The organism is Paraburkholderia sp. CNPSo 3274 (assembly GCF_024206475.1).
GTDB lineage: Bacteria > Pseudomonadota > Gammaproteobacteria > Burkholderiales > Burkholderiaceae > Paraburkholderia.
The window spans coordinates 62,033-82,067 of sequence record NZ_JAMBPR010000017.1 but is presented as its reverse complement, the minus strand read 5'-3'; the positions used below and the strand labels follow the sequence as shown (position 1 = coordinate 82,067).

The 20,035-nt window shown below is 66.6% G+C and carries 19 protein-coding genes; 6 read left to right on the top strand and 13 right to left on the bottom strand.

All coding sequences use genetic code 11. The annotated features are described in order from the left end of the window. Positions 1-157: 157 nt before the first annotated feature. Positions 158-1,780: a glutamate--cysteine ligase gene (gshA, locus tag M3I54_RS14055; RefSeq protein ID WP_254336780.1), complete on the top strand. Its 1,623-nt coding sequence runs from the start codon at positions 158-160 to the stop codon at positions 1,778-1,780. Positions 1,781-2,000: 220 nt separating this feature from the next. Then, a complete protein-coding gene (locus tag M3I54_RS14050; RefSeq protein ID WP_254336778.1) occupies positions 2,001-2,483 on the top strand; it encodes a hypothetical protein in 483 nt (160 codons plus the stop codon). Between the two features lie 72 nt (positions 2,484-2,555). On the opposite strand, the gene M3I54_RS14045 is transcribed toward M3I54_RS14050, so the two are convergent. Together M3I54_RS14045 and M3I54_RS14040 are read right to left on the bottom strand one after the other, a co-directional pair. Then, positions 2,556-4,112: a DHA2 family efflux MFS transporter permease subunit gene (locus M3I54_RS14045; RefSeq protein ID WP_254336776.1), complete on the bottom strand. Its 1,557-nt coding sequence runs from the start codon at positions 4,110-4,112 to the stop codon at positions 2,556-2,558. 150 nt (positions 4,113-4,262) lie between these two features. Next, positions 4,263-4,787 (bottom strand): MarR family winged helix-turn-helix transcriptional regulator, encoded by a 525-nt coding sequence (locus tag M3I54_RS14040; protein WP_254336774.1) that lies wholly within the window; start codon positions 4,785-4,787, stop codon positions 4,263-4,265. A 228-nt stretch (positions 4,788-5,015) separates the two neighbouring features. On the opposite strand from M3I54_RS14040, the gene M3I54_RS14035 reads away from it, so the two are divergent. Both M3I54_RS14035 and M3I54_RS14030 read left to right on the top strand, forming a co-directional pair. Then, entirely contained in the window at positions 5,016-5,339 is a 324-nt protein-coding gene (locus tag M3I54_RS14035) for a hypothetical protein (protein WP_254336771.1), read from the top strand. 153 nt (positions 5,340-5,492) lie between these two features. After that, a complete protein-coding gene (locus M3I54_RS14030) occupies positions 5,493-7,073 on the top strand; it encodes an efflux transporter outer membrane subunit (protein ID WP_254336769.1) in 1,581 nt (526 codons plus the stop codon). Positions 7,074-7,121: 48 nt separating this feature from the next. Here the strand turns inward: M3I54_RS14030 and M3I54_RS14025 are convergent, their stop codons facing one another. From M3I54_RS14025 to gspG, 8 genes are read right to left on the bottom strand one after another with little or no spacing between them, the layout of a single operon-like run. Further along, a complete protein-coding gene (locus tag M3I54_RS14025) occupies positions 7,122-7,901 on the bottom strand; it encodes a type II secretion system protein N (protein ID WP_254336767.1) in 780 nt (259 codons plus the stop codon). Between the two features lie 55 nt (positions 7,902-7,956). Continuing rightward, complete coding sequence (locus M3I54_RS14020; protein WP_254336878.1) at positions 7,957-8,460, bottom strand: type II secretion system protein M; 504 nt, start codon at positions 8,458-8,460, stop codon at positions 7,957-7,959. Between the two features lie 11 nt (positions 8,461-8,471). Next, positions 8,472-9,848 carry a type II secretion system protein GspL gene (gene gspL, locus M3I54_RS14015; RefSeq protein WP_254336765.1) on the bottom strand — a complete coding sequence of 459 codons (1,377 nt, stop codon included), beginning with the start codon at positions 9,846-9,848 and terminating at the stop codon, positions 8,472-8,474. A gap of 34 nt (positions 9,849-9,882) precedes the next feature. After that, positions 9,883-11,004 (bottom strand): type II secretion system minor pseudopilin GspK, encoded by a 1,122-nt coding sequence (gspK, locus tag M3I54_RS14010; RefSeq protein ID WP_254336763.1) that lies wholly within the window; start codon positions 11,002-11,004, stop codon positions 9,883-9,885. Continuing rightward, entirely contained in the window at positions 11,001-11,684 is a 684-nt protein-coding gene (locus tag M3I54_RS14005; RefSeq protein ID WP_254336761.1) for a type II secretion system protein J, read from the bottom strand. Before M3I54_RS14005 ends, gspK begins: the two co-directional genes overlap by 4 nt. Continuing rightward, a complete protein-coding gene (gene gspI, locus M3I54_RS14000) occupies positions 11,662-12,102 on the bottom strand; it encodes a type II secretion system minor pseudopilin GspI (protein ID WP_302058950.1) in 441 nt (146 codons plus the stop codon). The genes M3I54_RS14005 and gspI overlap by 23 nt, the downstream gene beginning before the upstream one ends. A gap of 1 nt (position 12,103) precedes the next feature. Beyond that, positions 12,104-12,637 (bottom strand): GspH/FimT family pseudopilin, encoded by a 534-nt coding sequence (locus tag M3I54_RS13995; protein WP_254336759.1) that lies wholly within the window; start codon positions 12,635-12,637, stop codon positions 12,104-12,106. A gap of 21 nt (positions 12,638-12,658) precedes the next feature. After that, positions 12,659-13,123, bottom strand: coding sequence for a type II secretion system major pseudopilin GspG (gene gspG, locus M3I54_RS13990; RefSeq protein ID WP_302056945.1), 465 nt, complete (start codon positions 13,121-13,123; stop codon positions 12,659-12,661). 211 nt (positions 13,124-13,334) lie between these two features. Here gspG and M3I54_RS13985 point away from each other — a divergent pair, with 211 nt between their 5' ends. After that, complete coding sequence (locus tag M3I54_RS13985; RefSeq protein ID WP_254336757.1) at positions 13,335-13,748, top strand: general secretion pathway protein GspC; 414 nt, start codon at positions 13,335-13,337, stop codon at positions 13,746-13,748. Between the two features lie 45 nt (positions 13,749-13,793). Here M3I54_RS13985 and gspF read toward each other — a convergent pair whose 3' ends face one another. From gspF to gspD, 3 genes are read right to left on the bottom strand one after another with little or no spacing between them, the layout of a single operon-like run. Beyond that, complete coding sequence (gene gspF, locus M3I54_RS13980; RefSeq protein WP_254336755.1) at positions 13,794-15,011, bottom strand: type II secretion system inner membrane protein GspF; 1,218 nt, start codon at positions 15,009-15,011, stop codon at positions 13,794-13,796. 58 nt (positions 15,012-15,069) lie between these two features. Next, positions 15,070-16,566, bottom strand: coding sequence for a type II secretion system ATPase GspE (gspE, locus tag M3I54_RS13975; RefSeq protein WP_309249608.1), 1,497 nt, complete (start codon positions 16,564-16,566; stop codon positions 15,070-15,072). Then, on the bottom strand, positions 16,563-18,896 hold the full coding sequence (gspD, locus tag M3I54_RS13970) for a type II secretion system secretin GspD (protein WP_254336753.1): 2,334 nt from the start codon (positions 18,894-18,896) through the stop codon (positions 16,563-16,565). Before gspD ends, gspE begins: the two co-directional genes overlap by 4 nt. Positions 18,897-19,451: 555 nt before the next feature. Here gspD and M3I54_RS13965 point away from each other — a divergent pair. Next, a complete protein-coding gene (locus tag M3I54_RS13965; RefSeq protein ID WP_254336751.1) occupies positions 19,452-19,898 on the top strand; it encodes a lytic transglycosylase domain-containing protein in 447 nt (148 codons plus the stop codon). Positions 19,899-20,035 lie beyond the last annotated feature (137 nt).

Genomic DNA, 20,035 nt, shown 5'->3' with positions numbered 1-20,035 from the left:
CGCCCCCGGAGAAACGCGCGCCGACAGGCCAAAACCCCGCCCGAAGCAGGCCCAAGCAGGTCTTTCGGCGAGATGTTAAAGTGCCCGCTACCGAAAAGAATCCCGGTCGGCGAGCGCTCGCAGCACTGCGCCGCCGGCCCGAGCCCGACTTGCCTCAATGTCAGACACGACCTCTACACGCACGAACGACGTTCTCGCACAGCGCCTTTCCGTGCTGGGCGACGGGCCACATCGCGGCGCGCTCACGCGCGGTCTGCGCGGCATCGAGAAGGAGAGCCTGCGCGTGACGCGCGACGGCCGTCTCGCCATGACGCCGCACGCGCCCGCACTTGGTTCGGCGCTCACGCATCCGTCGCTGACCACCGACTATTCGGAAGCGCTGATCGAGATCATCACGCCTGCCGAGCCCGATGCGTCGATCACGCTCGCGAAGCTCGACGAACTGCACCGCTACGTCTATGCCGTACTCGCGCGTGACGGCGAGATGCTCTGGAACGAATCGATGCCGGGCCTGTTGCCCGACACCGACGACGGCATTCCCCTCGCGCGCTATGGCAGCTCGAACATCGGCCATCTCAAGTACGTGTACCGTATGGGCCTCGCGCTGCGCTACGGCCGCACGATGCAGTGCATTGCCGGCATCCATTACAACTATTCGCTGAGCGACGAAGTGTGGCGCGTGCTGCATGCGCATCATCAGTCCACGGCCTCGCTCACCGACTATCAGTCGGAGCGCTACCTCGCGCTGATCCGCAATTTCCGCCGCACGAACTGGCTGCTCATGTATCTGTTCGGTGCTTCGCCCGCGCTCGACGCGCGCTTCCTGCGCGGCCGCGAGCACAAGCTCGAAGCGTTCGACGCCGACACGCTCTATCTGCCGTACGCGACGAGCCTGCGCATGAGCGATCTCGGCTACTCGAACACGACGGGCCAGTCCGCCTTGCGCGCCGACTATGACACGCTGGCAGGCTATCTCGACGCGCTCGCGCAGGCCGTGAGCCAGCCGTATCCGCCATACGAGGCGATCGGCACGCATCGCGACGGCGAGTGGGTGCAGATCAATACGAACGTGCTGCAGATCGAAAACGAGTTCTACTCCACGATCCGCCCGAAGCGCGTGACGCATCCGGGCGAGCGGCCTCTGCATGCGCTCGCCGCGCGCGGTGTGCAGTACGTCGAGGTGCGCTGCATGGACATCGACCCGTTCGAGCCAACCGGCATCTCGCTCGAGACCGCACGGTTTCTCGACGCCTACCTGCTCGCCTGCGCGCTCGATGAAAGCCCTTTCCTGCCTGCCGACGCCTATGCCGAATCGAACGAAAACTTTGGCCTGGTGACGAAAGAAGGGCGCCGCCCGGGTCTCGCGCTCAAGCGCGACGGCAAGGACGTGCCGATGCACGCGTGGGCCGAAGAGCTATTCGAGAAGATCGGCCACGCAGCCGCTGTACTCGACGCGGCGCACGGCAGCGACGAACATACGCGCTCGCTCGCGGCACAACGCGCGAAGCTGGCCGACCCGTCGCTCACGCCATCGGCGCGCGTGTTGCAAATCATGCGCGATAGCAAGCAGTCCTTCCTGCAATTTGCACGCGCACAAAGCGAGCGCCATGCGGCGCAATTTCTCGCGCGTCCGCTCGACGCAGCGGCGACGGCCGAGTTCGAAACGCTCGCGCGCGAATCGCTCGCGGAGCAGGCGCATCTCGAGCGCGACGAAGTCGGATCGTTCGACGCGTTCGTCGCCGCGTATCGCGCTTATACGCTCAATCGCTTCAGCGTCTGAGCCGCGCCGGTGCGCCGCTGCGGCGCGCGCCCATCCCACCGAAATGTGTCCCAGGCACCGCATTTGCTCGCAACACCAGCGTGCAGATGCGGTCCAACCAGGGTAGGCGCCGCGTTACCGAACTGCGCGGACGCCGAGCGCGCCGGACGAACGAAGCTGAAAAACACCAAAAATGCACGGGCCGCGCGCAATGCGGCTCACTCTGGGAGGAATCCACGCGATGAAACGAATTCTTGCGATCCTGCTGTGCGCGATGGCTGCGGCCTGCGCGTCGCGCGGGCAGGTCAATCCCGACGTCATGCAGATCGCGACCGCGCCGCTCACCTGTTCGAACAAGGCGGAATGCGATCTCTGGTGGCAACGCGCAGAGGGCTGGGTGCGCAGTCATTCGAAGTACGAAGTGCAGACCGTGACCGACACGCTGATCCAGACGTCGGGCCCCGGCGGCGGCCGGCGTCTGCTTGCCTATGAAATCACGAAGTCCGCCAACGCCGACGGCACGGCCACGATCGGCTTCGCCGCGCATTGCGACAGTTCGCTCGGCTGCAAGCCCAACCCGTGGTCGGCGGGCGCGGCGTTCAAGCAGTACGTGCGAACCGGCGTCGATGCGCCCATTCCCGGTGACACGACCACGGGCGCAGGTGGCGACACGGCCGGCGTGAGTGGCGCAGCAGTGGCCGAGCCGGCTTCGAGCGCGCATTGATCGCGCGTGGCCCTGACCGCGCTGGGCGTGGTTCGCACCGGCGCGCGCTCAGGGCAGCCTTTCACGGGACCGTCAATGACCCATTGCCGGACCCGCGCCTTTTTTCGGCTTCGTCACCCACACCAGCAGTGCCAGCACGACAAACATCACGCACGAAATGCGGAAGAAGTCGTTGGTGGCCATCATGTAGCCTTGCGTCGTCACGACGTCGTTGAGCTTGGCTGTCAGGCTTTGACCTGCGAAACCGAGGTTCGCGAGCGCGTCCTTGTACGCGACGGTGTTCGGCGAGTACTGGCTCACCGATTCCGACAGGACGGCATGGTGATAGATCGCGGCGTCTTCCCAGAACGTCGTGCTCAGCGCCGTGCCGATCGCGCCCGAAAGCGTACGCAGAAAGTTAGAGAGGCCCGAGGCGCTCGCTAGCCGCTCGTCGGGAACGCTCGAGAGCGTGATGGTCGTCATCGGCACGAAGAAGCAGGCCACGCCGATACCCTGCACGAGGCGCGGCAGGATCACATGGTTGAACGGCACGTCGAGTGTGAACGTCGAGTTCCAGAGCGAGACGAGCGCGAACACGACAAAGGCGAAGCTCGCGACCATACGCAGATCGAGCCGGTGCATGTTGCGCCCGATGAGCGGCGAGAGCACGAGCGCGAGCAGGCCCACCGGTGCGGTGGCAAGACCCGCGAGGCCCGCCGTATAGCCCATGACGGTCTGCAGCCAGAGCGGGAAGATCACCACCGAGCCAAAGAAGGCCATGAAGCCGAACGAGGTGATCATCGCGCCGAGCGCGAAATTGCGGTCGCGAAAGAGCGATAGATCGACCACGGGCTCTTTTTCCGTCGCCTCCCACGCGAGCATGAACGCGAGCGCGACCACCGCGATGATGGCGAGCGTGACGATGAACGTCGAGTTGAACCAGTCGCGGTCCTTGCCGAGGTCGAGCATCATCTGCAGGCAAGACACGCCGATCACGAGGAGCGCGAGGCCCACGGCGTCGATGCGCTGCTTCATCGTCTTCGTCTCGCGTCCGCGCAGCAGCAGGTACGCGCAGATGCCCGAGAAGAGGCCGATTGGCACGTTGATATAAAAGATCCACGGCCACGTGTAGTTGTCGGTGATCCAGCCGCCCATCACCGGTCCGAAGATCGGCGCGACGATCACGGTCATCGCCCAGAGCCCGAGCGCGAGGCCGCGTTTGGCAGGCGGGTAGGAGCGCATGAGGATGGTCTGCGAAAGCGGGACCATCGGCCCGGAAACAAGCCCTTGCACGAGACGAAACGCAATGAGCGTTTCGAAGTTCGTCGCGAAGCCGCAAGCGGCCGAGGCCACCGTGAACAGCAGCACGGAAAGCGTGAAGAGGCGCACTTCGCCCACGCGGCGCGCGAGCCAGCCGGTGAGCGGCACCGCGATCGCGGAGGCGACCGAATACGACGAGATGACCCACGTGCCTTCGCTGTTGGCGACACCCAGGTTACCCGAGATGGTCGGCACCGCCACGTTGGCGATCGAGGTGTCCAGCACCTCCATGAAGGTTCCGAGCGCGAGCCCGACTGTGAGGAGCGCGAGCGTGCCGCCGGAAAACGGTGCGGGTTCGGCCTGCGCGGGCACCGCGGGAGAAGCTGCCATGTTCCGTGTCCTTGTTGGGTCGGCCGTTGCTACTGCCCCCGGGGAGCAGCGTACGCCGGCTTGCCATTTCGTGTCTGTGCATTTTCTGCCCAGACAGTAATTTACTCAAACTTCGCCACGTGTTGCACTGCGGCGCGTCGTGGCACGTTTCTAGTCGCCGTCTTCCTGCGCCGGCGCTTCTGCGTCCTTGCCGGAGCCGTCCATCGATCCGCAGAGCGGTATGGTCGAGCCGTCATTGGCAATGAAGCGCTGCAGCAAATGAACGAGCGTCGCGACTTCTTCGGGAGCGAAGCCGCGCAACTGCTCGGACATCTCCGCGGCGATCAGGTCGGGTAATTGCTGCGCCGCCGTACGTCCCTGATCCGTCAGTGCGAGTTCCACGACCCGGCGGTCCGCCTGGCTACGCTGCCGCTCGAGAAAGCCCTTTTTCTCCAGCCGGTCGAGCATGCGCGTCATGGAGCCGGTGTCGTACGAGAGCGCGCGCGACATCTCGTTCGGCGTGCTGGCGCGCTCGAACCACAATAAAAGGATCACACCGATTTGCGACGATGTGAGCCCGAGCGGCGCGACCGCACGGTCGATGCGCCCGGCCAGCACATTGCGCGCGGTCGAGAGGAAATAGCCGAGACTTGGCTCGACGCCTAGCCTCGCCCGGACGAAAGGACCATCACTCATGGCAGTTCGCTTTGCAGCATCTCAAAAAACGAGCGGATTATAACGGGTTACTTCGCTGCTCAGGCAGATAAATCGGTCGGCGGGTCGCGAATGTTTCAGCTGTCGTGATCGGCGCGTAAAAACAACAGTTGCATTGATGCGCTGCAAAGTATGTTGCGATTTGATTGCATAGTCAATATTATGACAGGCAACCAGTTTCATTCTTCCCAGTTCACCCGCTTCCGCATCATGCTTTACTTGATCAACGCGCTTGGCGGCCTTGGCCGCTCTGTCACCGACACCGCCCGCCACGCCTTCGCGAAGGCCGGTGAGTCGTCGCGCTGGCGCAGGCTCGCGTTGTATGCGGCCATGTTTGCGCTACCGGGCGGCTCGATCGCGGTAGTGGCCGTGGTGTGGGCGCGGCGCCGGCGCGCGCGGCACGAACCCGCCGGAGCAAGCGCTGTCGTGCCGGCCAGGCCCGTGACCGCAACGGCCGCAGCAGCGGCCGCGCCCGTGTGCGGTGGCGGCCAGCTCGCCTGCCGCGCGCCGATGCGCCGCCGTAACGACGCGTAACCTGCGCACCCCACGCCGTAACACCCGCCAACCCTTCCAACGCGTAAGCTTTCGGATTCCGCGTAATGACTAGCGCGTGCGCTACCATTGCCGCAACGCGACAACCCCGTGCGCGCCCGACCGCGCGCCGGTTGCATCGACAGGAATCCTTGCATGCCTTGCCGTTTCGTCCGCTCCGGCGCGACCGCTGGATCCGCCGGGTCCGTGGCGCGCCGTGCGCCCAAGCCGCTTTCCACGTTGGCGCTGTGCGCGGCCGCCGCGCTCACCTTCCAGTTGACTGGCTGCGCCGTCGGCCCCGACTATCACCGGCCCAGCGCCGCCGTGCCCGCTTCGTTCAAGGAAGCGCCCGAGGGCTGGAAGGTCGCGCAACCCGCCGATACCGCCGACCGCGGCGCCTGGTGGCTGATCTATGACAACGCGCAGCTCAACGCGCTGATGGACCAGCTCAACACCAGCAACCAGACGGTCGCGCAATATGCCGCCGCCTACCGCCAGGCGCGTGCGCTCGTGGGCGAGGCGCGGGCGGCGTACTTCCCCGTGATCAGCGGTTCGTTCTCGGGCACGCGCTCGTACACGCCCACGCGCGTGGCCAACTCGAGCGGCGGATTGTCGAGCGGCAGCATCAACAACAACGTCAACCTGGGGCTCGACGCCACCTGGGAACCCGATCTCTGGGGCAAGGTGAGCCGCACGGTCAGCTCGCAGGAGGCGAGCCAGCAGGGCGCCGCCGCCGATCTCGCGAACGCGCGTCTGTCGGCCCAGGCCACGCTCGCGCAGACATACTTCACGTTGCGCTCGCTCGACGCGCAGCAGAAGCTGCTCGACGACACGGTCGTCGCGTACCAGAAGTCGCTGCAGCTCACGCAAAATCAGTATGCCCAGGGCGTCGCGGGCCGAGCCGACGTGATTCAGGCGCAAACCCAGCTGCAGTCTGCCCAGGCTTCCGCGATCGACAACGGTGTGGCGCGCGCCCAGGACGAGCATGCGATCGCCGTGCTGGTCGGCCAGCCCGCCTCCACGTTCTCGATCCCGCCGTCGCCGCTCGCCGCCACGCCGCCCACGGTGCCGCTCGCCATGCCTTCGGCGCTGCTCGAGCGCCGGCCCGACATCGCCTCGGCCGAGCGCAAGGCGGCGTCCGCCAACGAGCAGATCGGCGTCGCCATTGCGGCGTACTTCCCCACGCTCACGCTTTCCGCGAGCGGCGGTTTCGAAAGCTCGGTGATGTCGCAGCTGTTGCAGATGCCGTCGCGCTTCTGGACGCTCGGGCCCTCGCTTGCCGGCACGATCTTCGACGCCGGGCTGCGCAAGGCCCAGACCGAGGCCGCGCGCGCCGCCTACGACCAGCAGGTGGCCACCTATCGGCAAACGGTGCTGGCCGCGTTCCAGGACGTGGAGGACAACCTCGCTTCGCAGCGCATCCTCGGGCAAGAGGTCGTCGTGCAGCAGCAGGCGGTGGAGTCGGCGCAGCATGCGCTCGCGATCGTGACGAACGAGTACAAGGCGGGCACGACCGATTTCCAGAACGTGCTTTCCGCGCAGGCCACAGCCTTTACCGCACAGCAGAAGCTCGTGAGCATCGGCGGGCAGCGCATGGTGTCGTCGGTGGGGCTCGTGAAGGCGTTGGGCGGCGGCTGGGATGCTTCGCAGATGGATCGCGAGACCGGCAGCGTGGCTGCACCGGCAGTGGCTTCGGCGCCAGCGACTACGGCTACGACGGCCGCCCAGCCGCAATAATGCGTACGCGCCCGCGCAGGCGGGCGCACGCTCAACAACCCACGAACGTCAGCGCATGAACGTCAGCGCGACGGTTCCCGGCCCAACCGGCCGGCCCAGCAGATTCAAGAGGCCTGCCAGGTTGTCGCGCTGATCCGGCGCCGCGCTCGCGGTGCCCTGAAAGGACGCCGACGCACGCGAGAACGAGCCGCGCCCCTCTAGCATCAACGGTCCTTTTTGCGTCGAGAGATCGAGCGTCGACGTCGCCCCCTGCGCCTGCAGCACCACCTCATACGTGCCGAGCGGCTTCACTAGCGAAACGCGCGAACTCATGTCGGCAAGCGAGACGGTCAGTCGTCCGAACGCATCCGTGCCGAACATGCGCCACGGGCTCCACGCGAGCCGCACCTTGCCGTCCAGATCGAGCGTGTTGAAGGGTGCGCCGAGACCCGCGAGCAACGACGCCGGCACGGCGATCGTGCCCGCGCTCACGTTCGCGCCGCGCAACGACGCATCCACCGTGACTGCGTCGGGCATCGCCTCGGTCTGCAGCATTTCCATGCGCACGCGCGCGACGAAAAGCGGCCAGAACGCCGTGCGCCAGACAATGCGCCCCGGCAGCAGCGTCGCGCCGCGTGCGTCCTGGCCCGCGGCGAGCATCAGCGTGGCGGAGCCGTGCCAGAGCGAGCCTTCCGGGTCGATCAGATTCACGTGCCCCTGGGTCGCACGCGCGAACTGAGGCGCGATCCAGGCCGCGGGCAAGCGGGCGAGCAGCACGACAGCGCTCGACAGCACGCCCACGAGCAGCCAGGGCAACGCGGCGCGCAGGCGCCGCATCCAGTAATTCATTGCCTATTTCTCCGGCGATTCTCAGTGCGCGCTTCTCAATGCGCGCTTTTTCTTCTTAATGCGTATTCGCCGGTTGCAGCGAGGCCGTCAAGTCGACCTGGCCATCGGCCTTCAGCGCGGTGATGTGCGCCTCGACCACCTGCACCTTGAACTGCTTGCGCACGTCGTCGAGCCACGCGGCCCACGCCGGGAACGACACGTTCTTCATCTGCACCTGCACCGTCGTGCCGATCAGCTGAATTTGGCCGCCCGTAAGCGCGTGATCGGCGAGCGAGGCAGTGACCGCGTCCTTGAGCGCCTGGCCGCCCGGCGCCACGCTCGCTGCAGCGCCCGCCAGCGAGCGCGCCTCGTCGGCCTCGGCCGTCATCTGCGCGAGCGCGCGTTGCATGCCGGGCAAGCTCTCACGCAGGCGCGCGCGGCCGTCGGCGGCGGGCTGCCACAACACCGACCAGCCGATCGCCAGCGCGAGCGCCGCGCCACCCCACGTGAGCAGCGTCTTTTCGCGCGTCGTGCGCGCCTCCCAGAAGTTCGTCCAGGCCTCGGCCCACGCGCCGCTCATAGCCGATGTCTTCACGATGCGCTCCTGATAGTCCATTTGCCCGTGCTTGCATCCACGGTGCCCGCAAGGCCGTTGCCCGCGAGGCGTTTCACGAGATCTGCATCGATGCTGACGCCTGGCTTGAAGGTCACGTCCAGACGCCGGTCGTGGTAGTCGAGGGCCGCGATGCCGTTCGCGGGCACCGGACCGAGCGAGCGCGCGAGGCCGTCGGAAAGCGCGAGGAAGTCGTCGGGCGAGGGCTCGCCCGCGGCCAGGCGCAACTGCTGCAACTGGCGCGCCATCTGCCCGGCGGGATCGAGCACGACGGTCGTCTTCGGGAACGCGTTGAGGAACAGCTCGGTCATTTGCGCGCTGATAGCGTCGCGCTGGCGCGCCATCATGAGCCACTGGATATTCGCGCCGACGACCGCCACGACGAGCGACGCCGCCACGAGCACGATCGGCACACGCAGACGGCGCAGCGTCGCGCGATCGAGCCGCCACGGCTGCGAGGCGAACTCGAACTGGCAGAGGTCGAAGCGGCAGGCGAGCGCGCGGCGCGCGAGCGCCTCGAACGTGAGCGTCTGCGCGCCCGGCAACGCGGCGGCGAGCGACGCGCGTGCGGCGGCGCTCACGGGCTCGCCCGGCAGATTGGCGAGGACGTAGCCCGAAACCGGCGCGCTGCCGGCGAGCGCCGTTACGGTGGCAACGACGCTCGCGGCAGGCACCGCGAAGCCCTCGGCGAGCGCGCCGCGCACAATCGCGAGTTCGAGCGCCGCTTCTGCCGTAGCGGCCGAAAGCTCTGGCGCGACGCCGGGCAGCAGCGTGGGTGCGGTCGCGACGACATGGCCCAACACGCACGCGGTCACGGGATCGAGCGCAGGCGTGGAGGGAGTCGCGGCGTCGGGCGCTGCGCCCGGCTCGGCAGGCTCAGTCACCTGGATCTCCTGAACCGCTTCCACCGCCTGCGCGGCCGGCAGGCAGCGCGCCACCGGCACAGCGCGCAGATTGCGGTGTCCCGCGGCGGTGAAGCCTTCCAGGAGAAAGCGGAACCAGCCGCGATCGATGGCCGCCACGACCTGGCGGCCGTCGGCCAGGCGCTTGGGATCGAGCGCGAGATGGCAGGTCTGCGCATCCTGGATCAGATGATCCTCGACCACGTTCGGCAGCGCCTGACGCAGCCGCGGCCCCTTGAGCGGCGGCACGGCGGCGGCGAGCGTGAGCAGGTCGCGCGCGGCGATCATCAGGATGGTAGCCGAGGCCTTCGGCAGCAGCCCAAGCGCCGAACGGCCCGCGCGCTGCGTGTTGCCCGTCTTGTCGAGCAGCACGAACGGCAGTTCCGGCAGCTGCCATTCCTGCGAGTGGACCGCCGGGTCGCGGGGCGGCATGAGAACAATCAGCGTGCTCAAACGCACCTCTTTTCGATGTTGGTCAGGGACGGATTCATGGTTCGTCGCGAACGCGCACGATGCGCGTCGTATGAGTGAGCGGGTCGCGCCAGACAAGCGTCGTGCGGTCCACCTCGGCACGCTCGTGCTGCACGCGCCCATGCACCAGAAAATAACTCGTGTTGACGTCGATCTGCGTGGTATCGATCGAGACCTGCTTCACGCCCACGCCTTGGAGCGCGAGTTGCACGTCGCTCACGTTGCGGAAAAACACGCTCTGGCGATGCGCGACGAGGGCCTGTGCGTTCGAAAGACTCATACCAGTTACGACGGAGGCGATCACTTCGGCGCTCGCCGTGTTCATGTTTACGGGCGTCACGGTGGGCAGGATCGTCACGAACGGGCGCAGCCGCGCGACGGCGTCGGGCGTGAAGCCGGGCACGTCGAGGAGCGAGTCGACGCTCGTCAGCAGGAGCGGCGCGACGCCGCTGTTGTTGTCGCTGTCCGAGATGCCGGGGTTGTCGGTGTAGTTGCCCCCGCCTGTCGAGCCGCCGCCTGCGAGCACCTCGGTTTGCGAGGTGCCGCTCGTCGTGGCGGTTTGCGTCTGGAAGCGCGTTGCCGAGTAGGCGAGGCCCGAGCGCAGATACACCGCGGTGTTCTTTGCGAGTTGCTGGTCGATGCCGAGAATCTGCAACAGGCGCGCGAACGCTTCGATCTCCGTCAGGTTCAGCTGCAGCGAGCCCGGCGCGCTGGTCGCCACGAGGTCGCGCAGATTGAAGCGCGCCTGGGCGTCTTCGATCGAACCCGAGAGCCAGGTGTCCGCGCCCTGTTGCGCACGCGCCTCGCCGATCTGGCCGAGAAAGTCGGACAGGCGCGTTCTCGCGAGCGGCACGCCCCACGCGCCGCCGAGATAGGTGATGCCCGCCGACGTATCCGCTTCGGAGCGCAGCACGAGGCGCGTCCAGTCGAGCGAGGCGCGCGCGATCCATTGCGCCTGCGCGAGCAGCCGCTGATTTTCGATGCGGCGCAACTGCACCTGCTGGCGCCACAACATGCCCGAGACGAGGATCGCCGACAGCGCCACGACAAGCAGCGCGCTGATGATGGCCGCGCCGCGCCGCGCGCGTGCAGAGCGGCTGGATCGTCGGGTGCAAGTTCGTTGTGTGCGCAACGTCATTCCCCCACCAGGAATACGCGGGCCACCGGCCGCTCGAGCGAATGCGAACCCACGCTCACCTGCACGCCCGTCACCGCGCGCGGCAGCGGCGCGTTGCCGAGCTGCGGCACCTTGAGATCGTCGTTGTTGCCGCTCACCTGCGAGCGCACGTCCTGCATGTTCGCCGTCCAGCCCGTCTTCGGCACGTACAGGCGCGCGTTGATGACGTCCACGCCGCTCATCATCGGCAACGCACCCCAGTTGTCGCCTTCGCCGCCGCGCAATGCGCGCCGCAGTTCGCCGAGATTGGCGAGCGGCGGCGAGGCATAACGCACCACCTGGCCGCCCGTCACGCGGTAACGCACCACTTGCAGGCGGGGCGCCGCGCCCGGCGGCACCGCGAACGCGCGCACGATCTGTAGCGCGCCGCCGTCGAGCGAGATGGCGACGCCGTCCGCTTCGTCGTCGGAGGCCGCTTCACGCAAGTCGATGCGCATCTGGTCGAACATCTGCGCGAACACGCGTTCTTCCGACATCGAACGCGTGATGGTTTCACGCCCGCGCACGATCTCGTCGAGGCCGCGCCACGAGAGGATCGCCACCACGGCCATGATGGCGATCGCAACGAGCAGCTCGATCAGCGTGAAGCCGCGCGCTGACGAGGCGACGCGCGCGCGGTCACAACGAGCGGTTCGTCTCATTGGCGAGCACCGTGACGAGTTGCGCGAGATTGCCGGAGCGGCCGGGCGTCGTCACCGACACCTCCACGCGCCGAAAGACGGGGTTGGGCGTCGACGCGACATGCTGCGTGCAGGTGAGCCGCAGATTGCCCTGTGAGCAGTCGAAGCTGCTATCGCCAAGGTCCGGCCACGCGTGCACGAGACGCAGTTGCGCAAGCGTGTTGTCCGCACTCCAGCCCGCGAGCAGGCGATCGTGCAGATCGGCCTCGCTCGCGGCGAGACTGCCCACGGCGCGCAGCGAAGCGGCCAGCGCAATCGCGATGATTGCGAGCGCAACCAATACCTCGATCATCGTGAAGCCGCGCTCACGCAGCGGGCGAGCCGGACGATCCAGGCGAGCGCAGTGGCCGCGCTTTTCCCCTCGTATCGAGAGCCGCATCTCAGCGCACCTCGAAGCGGCCAGTGCCGGTGCCGACGATCGTCGCGCGGCCGGCTGCCGAAAAGAGCGTGACCTGTACCGGCACGTCCACGGCTTCAGTGCCGAAAATGAGCCGGTTCGCCTGCGTGTCGTCGCCGCCGGGGTAGGTGATCGCCACACCGGTCACGCCGCCTTCCCACTGGCGCGGTCCGAGCAGATCGTCGCGCAGCGGACGCCAGCCGTCCTCGGTATGAACGTCGAAGCGGAACCCGCCCGCGAGCGGCTGCCATGCAATGGGCCGGGCACGCACCTGCGCCTCGTCGCCCGCCGATTCGAACAGGAGCGCGAGCCGCTGCGCTTCTTCGTTCAGGTCGGTGCGCGGATTGCGCGTGAGCGTGAGCGAAGCGAGCGAGATGAGAATCCCCGCGATCAGGAGCACCACGAGCATTTCGAGCAGCGTGAAGCCCGCCGCGCGCGAGCGCACGCCCGCGCGTGAGGCCCGCGAGGTGCGTGACGATCGGCGGTCCCGGCAAGGGGAAAGGCGGCTCGGATGCATGGATGCGGCGTGGCGGATGACTTACTGCCAGGACCCGACGTCGGCGTCGTTGCCCTCGCCGCCGGGTTTGCCGTCGGCGCCGTAACTGAATACGTCGATCTCGCCGTGCACGCCCGGGTTCAGGTACTGGTACGCATTGCCCCACGGGTCATTGGGCAGACGCTCCAGATAGCCGCCGTCCTTCCAGTTGTTCGGCACGGGGTCCGTGGTCGGCTTTTGCACGAGCGCCTGCAGCCCCTGGTCCTGGGTCGGATAGCGGCCGTTGTCGAGGCGATAGAGCTTCATCGCCTGCATGATCGTGCCGATGTCCTGGCGCGCGGCGACCCGGCGCGCTTCATCGGGACGGCTCATGATCTTCGGCACGATCAACGCGGCCAGAATGCCGAGAATCGCGATCACGACCATGATTTCGATGAGCGTGAAGCCGCGTTGGCGGCGCGCGCGCGTGACTTCGATTTCGGCACGGCGTTTGGCCCACATGGACATGAGTTCTTTCCTCCCTCGCTAGATATGGTTGCGGTGCACGCCTGTGCGCCGCGCTTCGTCCCGCCTGCAATCGAACCCGCCGCTCGAATTGGCTGGGTACTCGCATGCATGACGGGTCATTGTAATGTCACACGATGACGCCTTTCCGACGCCTTGCGGGCATGGCAAACGCGTACATCAAAAATTTCATAAACCTTCGTACAATGAGCGCATGAACCCACTGCAAATCCGCCTTCTTTCCCTCGCCGCGTTTGCGGTGTTCTGCGCCACGGCCACGTGGTGGACGATCACCCTCGCCACGAGCCGCGCGGCGCCGGTGCAGGCCGCCGCCGCTCAGGCGCCGGTTTCGCTCGACCAGGCCGGTACGCTGTTTGGCGGCAGGCTCGAGCGCAACCCCGTGCAAGACATTCACCTCTTCGGCATCCTCGCGCTCGCGCAGGGCGCAGCGGCCATCGTGAGCGTGGGCGGCGAACCGCCGAGGGCCATCTCGCTCGGCGGCCCGATCGACCAGAACTCGAAGCTCTTCGAAGTGCGCCCCCGCTCGATCGTCATCGACCGCCACGGCGTGCACTCCGAAATCTTCCTGCCGCCCAACGCAGCCGGTCCCACCATCTACGTGCGCTGAGTTCCGCACGCTCGGCTTCTTGCAACTTCGTACAGTTCGTACGCCTTACTGCACGAGGTTGTTCAGCTCGATGATCGGCAGCATCACCGCGAGCACGATCACGAGCACCACGCCCCCCATCGCCAGGATCAAGAGCGGTTCGAGCAGGCTCGTGAGGAACATCGTGCGCCGCTCGAGTTCGCGCGCTTCGCCTTCGGCCGCGCGGTCGAGCATGGTCGTCACGTCGCCGGTCGCCTCGCCAGAACGGATCAGGTGCACGAGCACAGGCGGAAACGTCTTCGTGTTGCCTAGCGCGCGAGACAGCGACGTGCCTTCGCGCACGCGCACGATGGCTTCGTCGATGTTCGTGCGCATCGCCTTGTTCGAGAGCGTTTCGCCGGCCGCCTGCAGCGCGCGCAGAATCGGCACGCCCGCCGCGCTCAGAATGCCGAGCGTGCTCGCGAAGCGCACGGTGTTGTAGCCGCGCACGAGCTTGCCCGCGAGCGGCGCGGTGAGCATCCAGCGGTCGAATGCGAGGCGGGGGCCTGGCCGGCGCAAGGTCGAGCGCACGATCCACGCCACCACGGCCACGGCGATCAGTACCGCCCACCACCACTGCCGCACGAACCCCGAGAGCGCCATCATCACGATGGTGAGCAAGGGCAGTTGCTGCTTCGTGCTCGCAAACACGTTCACCACTTGCGGCACCACGTAGCTGAGCAGGAACGTGACGATGCCGAACGCGATGATCGTGACGATCGTCGGGTACGTGAAGGCGAGCACGATCTTCTGCTTGAGCGCGTTGCGCTGCTCGATGTAGTCGGCGAGGCGCGAGAGCACGATGCCGAGCTTGCCGGTATGCTCGCCCGCGGCCACGAGCGCGCGGTAGATGTCCGGGAAGTCGCGCGGATGCTGCTCGAGCGCGCTGGCGAGCGAATGGCCGCCGAGCACCTCGGCGCGAATCGCCGCCATCAGTTCGCGAATGTAGTCGCGCTCGGACTGCTCGGTGAGCACCGCAAGCGCCTCGCCGAGCGGCAAGCCCGCGACCAGCAGGCTCGCGAGCTGGCGCGTGAGGATCGCCTGCTCGCGCTGCGAGAGCTTGCGCCCGAGCGCAAGCCGCTGCTGGCGCGCGCCGCGCGTGCGGCTCGCGGCCGGTTCGACCACGAGCGGCGTGAGGCCCTGACCGCGCAGCTGCGCGCGTGCGCCACGTGCACTGTCCGCGTCGAGCACGCCTTTTTGCGCTTTGCCCGTGGGGTCGATGGCTTCGAAGCGAAATGCCGGCATATTGCTGATCGCCCTCGCTTTTATTGAGAGTCCATCTGGTGGTTCATCGTGCGGCTCATCACGCGCCGCCCGTCACGCGCAGCACTTCCTCGAGCGACGTCCTGCCCGCGTCGACCCAGCGCTCGCCGTCTTCACGCAGCGTGCGCATGCCTTGTGCGCGGCCGGACGCGAAGATCTCCGCATCGGCGGCGTTGCGGTGGATGAGCGCGCGAATCGGCTCGTCGATGAGCAGCAGTTCGTACACGCCGCGCCGCCCTGCGTAGCCCGAATGGCTGCAACGCTCGCAGCCCACCGGATGCCAGCGCTTGCGGCCGTCGTCTTCCACGCGCTCTTCCTTGCACACGGGGCAGAGCTGGCGCACGAGGCGCTGCGCGAGCACGCCGAGTAGGGACGACGCGAGCAGATACGGCTCGACGCCCATGTCGGTGAGACGCGTCACCGCCGAAGCGGCGTCGTTGGTATGGAGCGTGGCGAGTACGAGGTGGCCCGTGAGCGAGGCCTGCACGGCGATCTGCGCGGTTTCGAGGTCGCGGATTTCGCCGATCATGATGATGTCCGGGTCCTGACGCAGGATCGAGCGCAACGCGCGTGCAAACGTCATGCCGATGCGCTCGTTCACCTGCGTTTGCCCGATGCCCGAGAGGTCGTATTCGATCGGGTCTTCCACGGTCATGATGTTGGTCGTGGCCGTTTCGAGCCGCGACATCGACGCGTAGAGCGTGGTCGTCTTGCCCGAGCCCGTCGGGCCAGTCACGAGCACGATCCCGTGCGGCTTGGCGATCAGCTGGTCGAACTTGCCGAGCGTGTCGCCGGCCATGCCGAGCGCTTCGAGGTTCAGGCGCTGCGCGTCTTTTTCCAGCAGACGCAGCACTGCGCGCTCGCCGTGGCCCGTTGGCAACGTGGAGACGCGCACGTCCACCGGACGCCCGCCCACGCGCAGCGTGATGCGGCCGTCCTGCGGCAGGCGTTTCTCGGCGATGTCGAGCTGCGCCATGATCTTGATACGCGAGATCAGCGCGCCGTGCAGCGCCTTCTTCGGGCGAACGACGTCGCGCAGCGTGCCGTCCACGCGAAAGCGCACGACCGAGGCATTCTCGAACGGCTCGATATGAATGTCCGATGCCTGCTCGCGCGCGGCCTGCGTGAGGAGCGCGTTGATCATGCGGATGATCGGCGCGTCGTCTTCGGACTCCAGCAGGTCTTCCACTTCGGGAATGTCCTGCATGAGGCGCGAGAGATCGACTTCGCCTTCCACTTCGCCCACCACCTGCGCGGCGCTGCCGTCCTGGCGCGCGTACGCCTGGTTGATGGCCTGCGTGAGTTCATCGGCCGGCACGCGCACGAGCGCCAACGCGCCGAAGTTGCGCGCGACCTCGGCGATGGCGGCCTGCGAGGTGCGCTCGCTGATCCACACTTCGAGGCCTTCGGCGCGCTGCTGGGCGACCAGAATCTGGCCGCTGCGCGCAAAGCCGTACGGCACGAGCCGCGCGGCAAGCGGCGACGGCGGCTCGCGGTCCGAGCCGCCTGTGGCCGCAGGCGCGTGAGGCGTGCTCACGGCTGCACCCGCGTCGTGGCAGGCGCCGCCTGTTGCACCGGCATGGTTTCCACCGGCGCGGTCTGCACGGGTTCGGCGGGCTGCATGCGCACGGCGCTTGCCGGATTTGCGGGAGCCGCGGGCTGCACGCCCAACGCCTGTTGACGCCGCATTTGGTCGAGATCGAACAGGTTCAGCACGGATCCGCCCTGGCTCGGGCCGAGCGGCATCGGCGGCACGACCGGGTCGTCGCGATCCTTGATCAGGTTGTTGTCGGACTTGTATGCGCCCGTCACGCCCTGGATATAGTCGTAGCGATTCGACGTAACCGCTTGCGCCGTGTCGCGGTCGCTGATGATCACCGGACGCAGGAACACCATCAGGTTGGTCTTCTCGCGCGTCTTGTTTTCCGAGCGGAACAGCTGGCCGATCCACGGAATGTCGCCGAGGAGCGGCACCTTGCTGTTGGCGACCTGGTAGTTGTCCTGCATCAGGCCGCCGAGAACGATGATCTCGCCGTTGTCGGCCAGCACGGTCGACTGGATCGAACGCTTGGTGAACTCAGGGCCGGCCGGATTGGTCGTCGCGTTGGTCGTGCCTGTCACGATGGCCGAGTCTTCCGTGTACAGCTGCAGCTTCAGGATGCCGCCGTCGGTGATCTGCGGCTTGATGTGCAGCGTCAAGCCCACGTCCACACGATCGTAGGTGTTGAACGCCGTGCTCGCCGTGCCGCTCGTGAGGTTCGAATACGAACCGGTCTGGATCGGCACGTTCGTACCCACGACGATCTTCGCTTCCTGGTTGTCGAGCGTGATGAGGTTAGGCGTGGACAGCACGTTGGCGTCGGCCGTTTGCGAGAGCGCTTGCAGCAACGCGCCAAGCCCCTGCACGCCGAAGATGTTCTTGATCCAGCCGACATTCAGGCCCTGCTGGAGGTTGGAAGCCCCGAGCGCGTTGGCAAGGCCGCCGGTACTGGCGGCCGCCGCCGCCGCCGCCGTCAGGTTGACGATGCTGTTACCGCTGCCGGTGGCCAGATTGGTGCCCGCGTAGACGTTCCCGCTGGCCACCTGCCACTGAATGCCCAGGTTGGCGTTGGTGGTCGAGTTCAGTTCGACGATCAGCGCTTCGATATAGACCTGCGCGCGCCGCGCATCGAGCTGGTTGATCACGGCGCGCAGGTTGCGGTATACCGCATCCGGCGCCGTGACGATCAGCGAGTTGGTCGCCGCATCTGCCTGGATCATGCCGCCCGGCTGGTTATCGTCGCCCTTGTCCTTGTCGCCGCCGAGGAACGGTGCTTCGTTGCTGCCGCTCCCGCCGCTGCCGTATGAACTGCCCCCGCCCAGCGAACTGCCCGACGACGTTCCGCCGCCGAGCGAGCTCGACGGCAGCGGCGGCGTGCCGGAGGTGCCGGTCGACGTGCCGCCGCCGCCGCTGTTGCCGCTCTGGTTGAAGCCGTTCGCGTTGCCGGACGACGACGTATCGTTGCCGCCCTTGCCGAGCATGCCGCGCAGCGTCTTGGCGAGCTGTGTGGCGTCGGCGTTGCGCAGCGGGACGACGTGAATGTTGCCCGGCATGCTGGTCGGCGCGTCGAGCTGCTTCGAGAGCTGGACCGCGGAGGCAAGGCGTTGCGCGTTCGAGGCGCGCAGCATCAGCGAGTTGGTGCGCGGGTCGGCGACGACGGAAACCTTCAGCGACGGGTCCGAGGCGCCGATCGCGCCCGGGTCCAGCATCTTCGCGATTTGCGGCGCGATGTCGAGCGCATTGGCGTTGTGCAGCGGCACCACCTGCACCTGCTGGCCGGCGGCCGAGTCCACACCCGCAATGATCGAGGCGATGCGGCGCACGTTGTCCGCATAGTCGGTGACGATGAGCGTGTTGTTGGCCGGGTAGGCGGCAATAGTGTTGTTCGGCGAGATAAGCGGACGCAGCACTGGCAGCAGGTTGTTCGCCGACTCGTGCCTGAGCGTGAACACCTGGGTCACCACCTGGTCGCCACGCGCGGTGGGCGCATTGCCCACATAGGTGGGCACGCCCTGCAGCTTGGCGTCGGCCTCCGGCACGACCTTCAGTACGCCGTGATCCTGCACGAGCGCGAAACCTTGCATGCGCAGCGCCGACTGCAGGGTCTTGAGCGCCTGGTCTTCAGGTACAGAGTTCTCGGAGACGAGATTGAGCTGCCCCTTCACGCGGGGATCGACGATGATCGTTTTGCCGGTGGCGGCGCCAATTGCCTTCGCCACCTGGTCGATGTCGGCGTTGACAAAATTGAGCGTGACCTGCGCGTAGGCAAGTTGTGCCGTAATGAGTCCGCTCACGAGCAGCGCCGTGGCGACGCGACGCAAAGCCATACGATTTCTTCTCATGGGTGTCTTATCGAAGCCAGCGGCAGACGCGCGCGGCTATTCGTCCTCGACGTACGGCTGTGGGGCCGACTCGCCTGTGCTTTTCTGACTAGTGCCGGCGCCGGCTCTCCTCAGCCCGGTCGTCCGTTAGTCAACAAAAGATGGAACAGTAGCAGTTTTTCATGTCGAATTTGTCACAAAAAATGGCTCTCCGGGGAATTCTTCTAATCGCCGAGCCGCGCCAGCCGGTAATCCCAAGCTATTTGTAAGCATGCGTGTCTCGCGAGCTGGGCCGCGCGGACTTCGATCGGCTCGAAGCGTCGCGCCTTGTCCGAGCGGCCAGCTTGACGCGTCATCGGTGACCGGTATCATACGAGCGGCCCGAAGGATGGCCAACGCACGTTTCCCCCGTCTTTATGTGGGAATTCCCGCATTGCTCGCCAGAAATCAGGCCGGCCAGCGAGAGATTGCGTCATTCTTCAGGCTGTGCCGTTCGCCTCTTTGCTTGTCTTTTTGCTTGCCCTTTTGCTTGCCCTTTTGTCAGCTTCCGCGCGAGTCGTCATGCAAAACATCTGGTCCGCTACGCTTGCCGCCGCCGTGGTGCTCGTCACCGCGAGCGTCAGCACGCTCGCGCACGCGGACTGTTTCGACGAGGCCGCGCGCTACCAGAAGGTCAATCCACTGATCCTGCGCGCCATTGCCTGGCAGGAGTCGCACAACCGGCCCGACGCAGTACACAGGAATGCGAACGGTTCGACCGACTACGGCGTCATGCAGATCAATTCCGTGCATCTGCCCGTGCTTTCGCAGTACGGCATTTCGCAAAGCACGCTCATGGAGCCGTGCAAGAACGTCTATATCGCCGCGTGGCATCTGCGCCAGAAGATGAACAAGTACGGCAACACGTGGGCTGCCGTCGGTGCTTACCATTCCGAAACGCCAACGATGCGCGACCAGTACGCGCAGCAAATCGCCGACATTCTGCGCAAGTGGCATCTCATGCAGTAGCGCGCTCAACCGCGCTGAGTGCCCACGGCGTGCTCGCGCCCTGAAAGCGGCGGCACGCGTGCCCTGCGCGGCGCGCGTGCATGGTGCAAAATGCTGACTGGCGCCGCACCCTTACGAGGTTTTCGATCCTTTCGCGC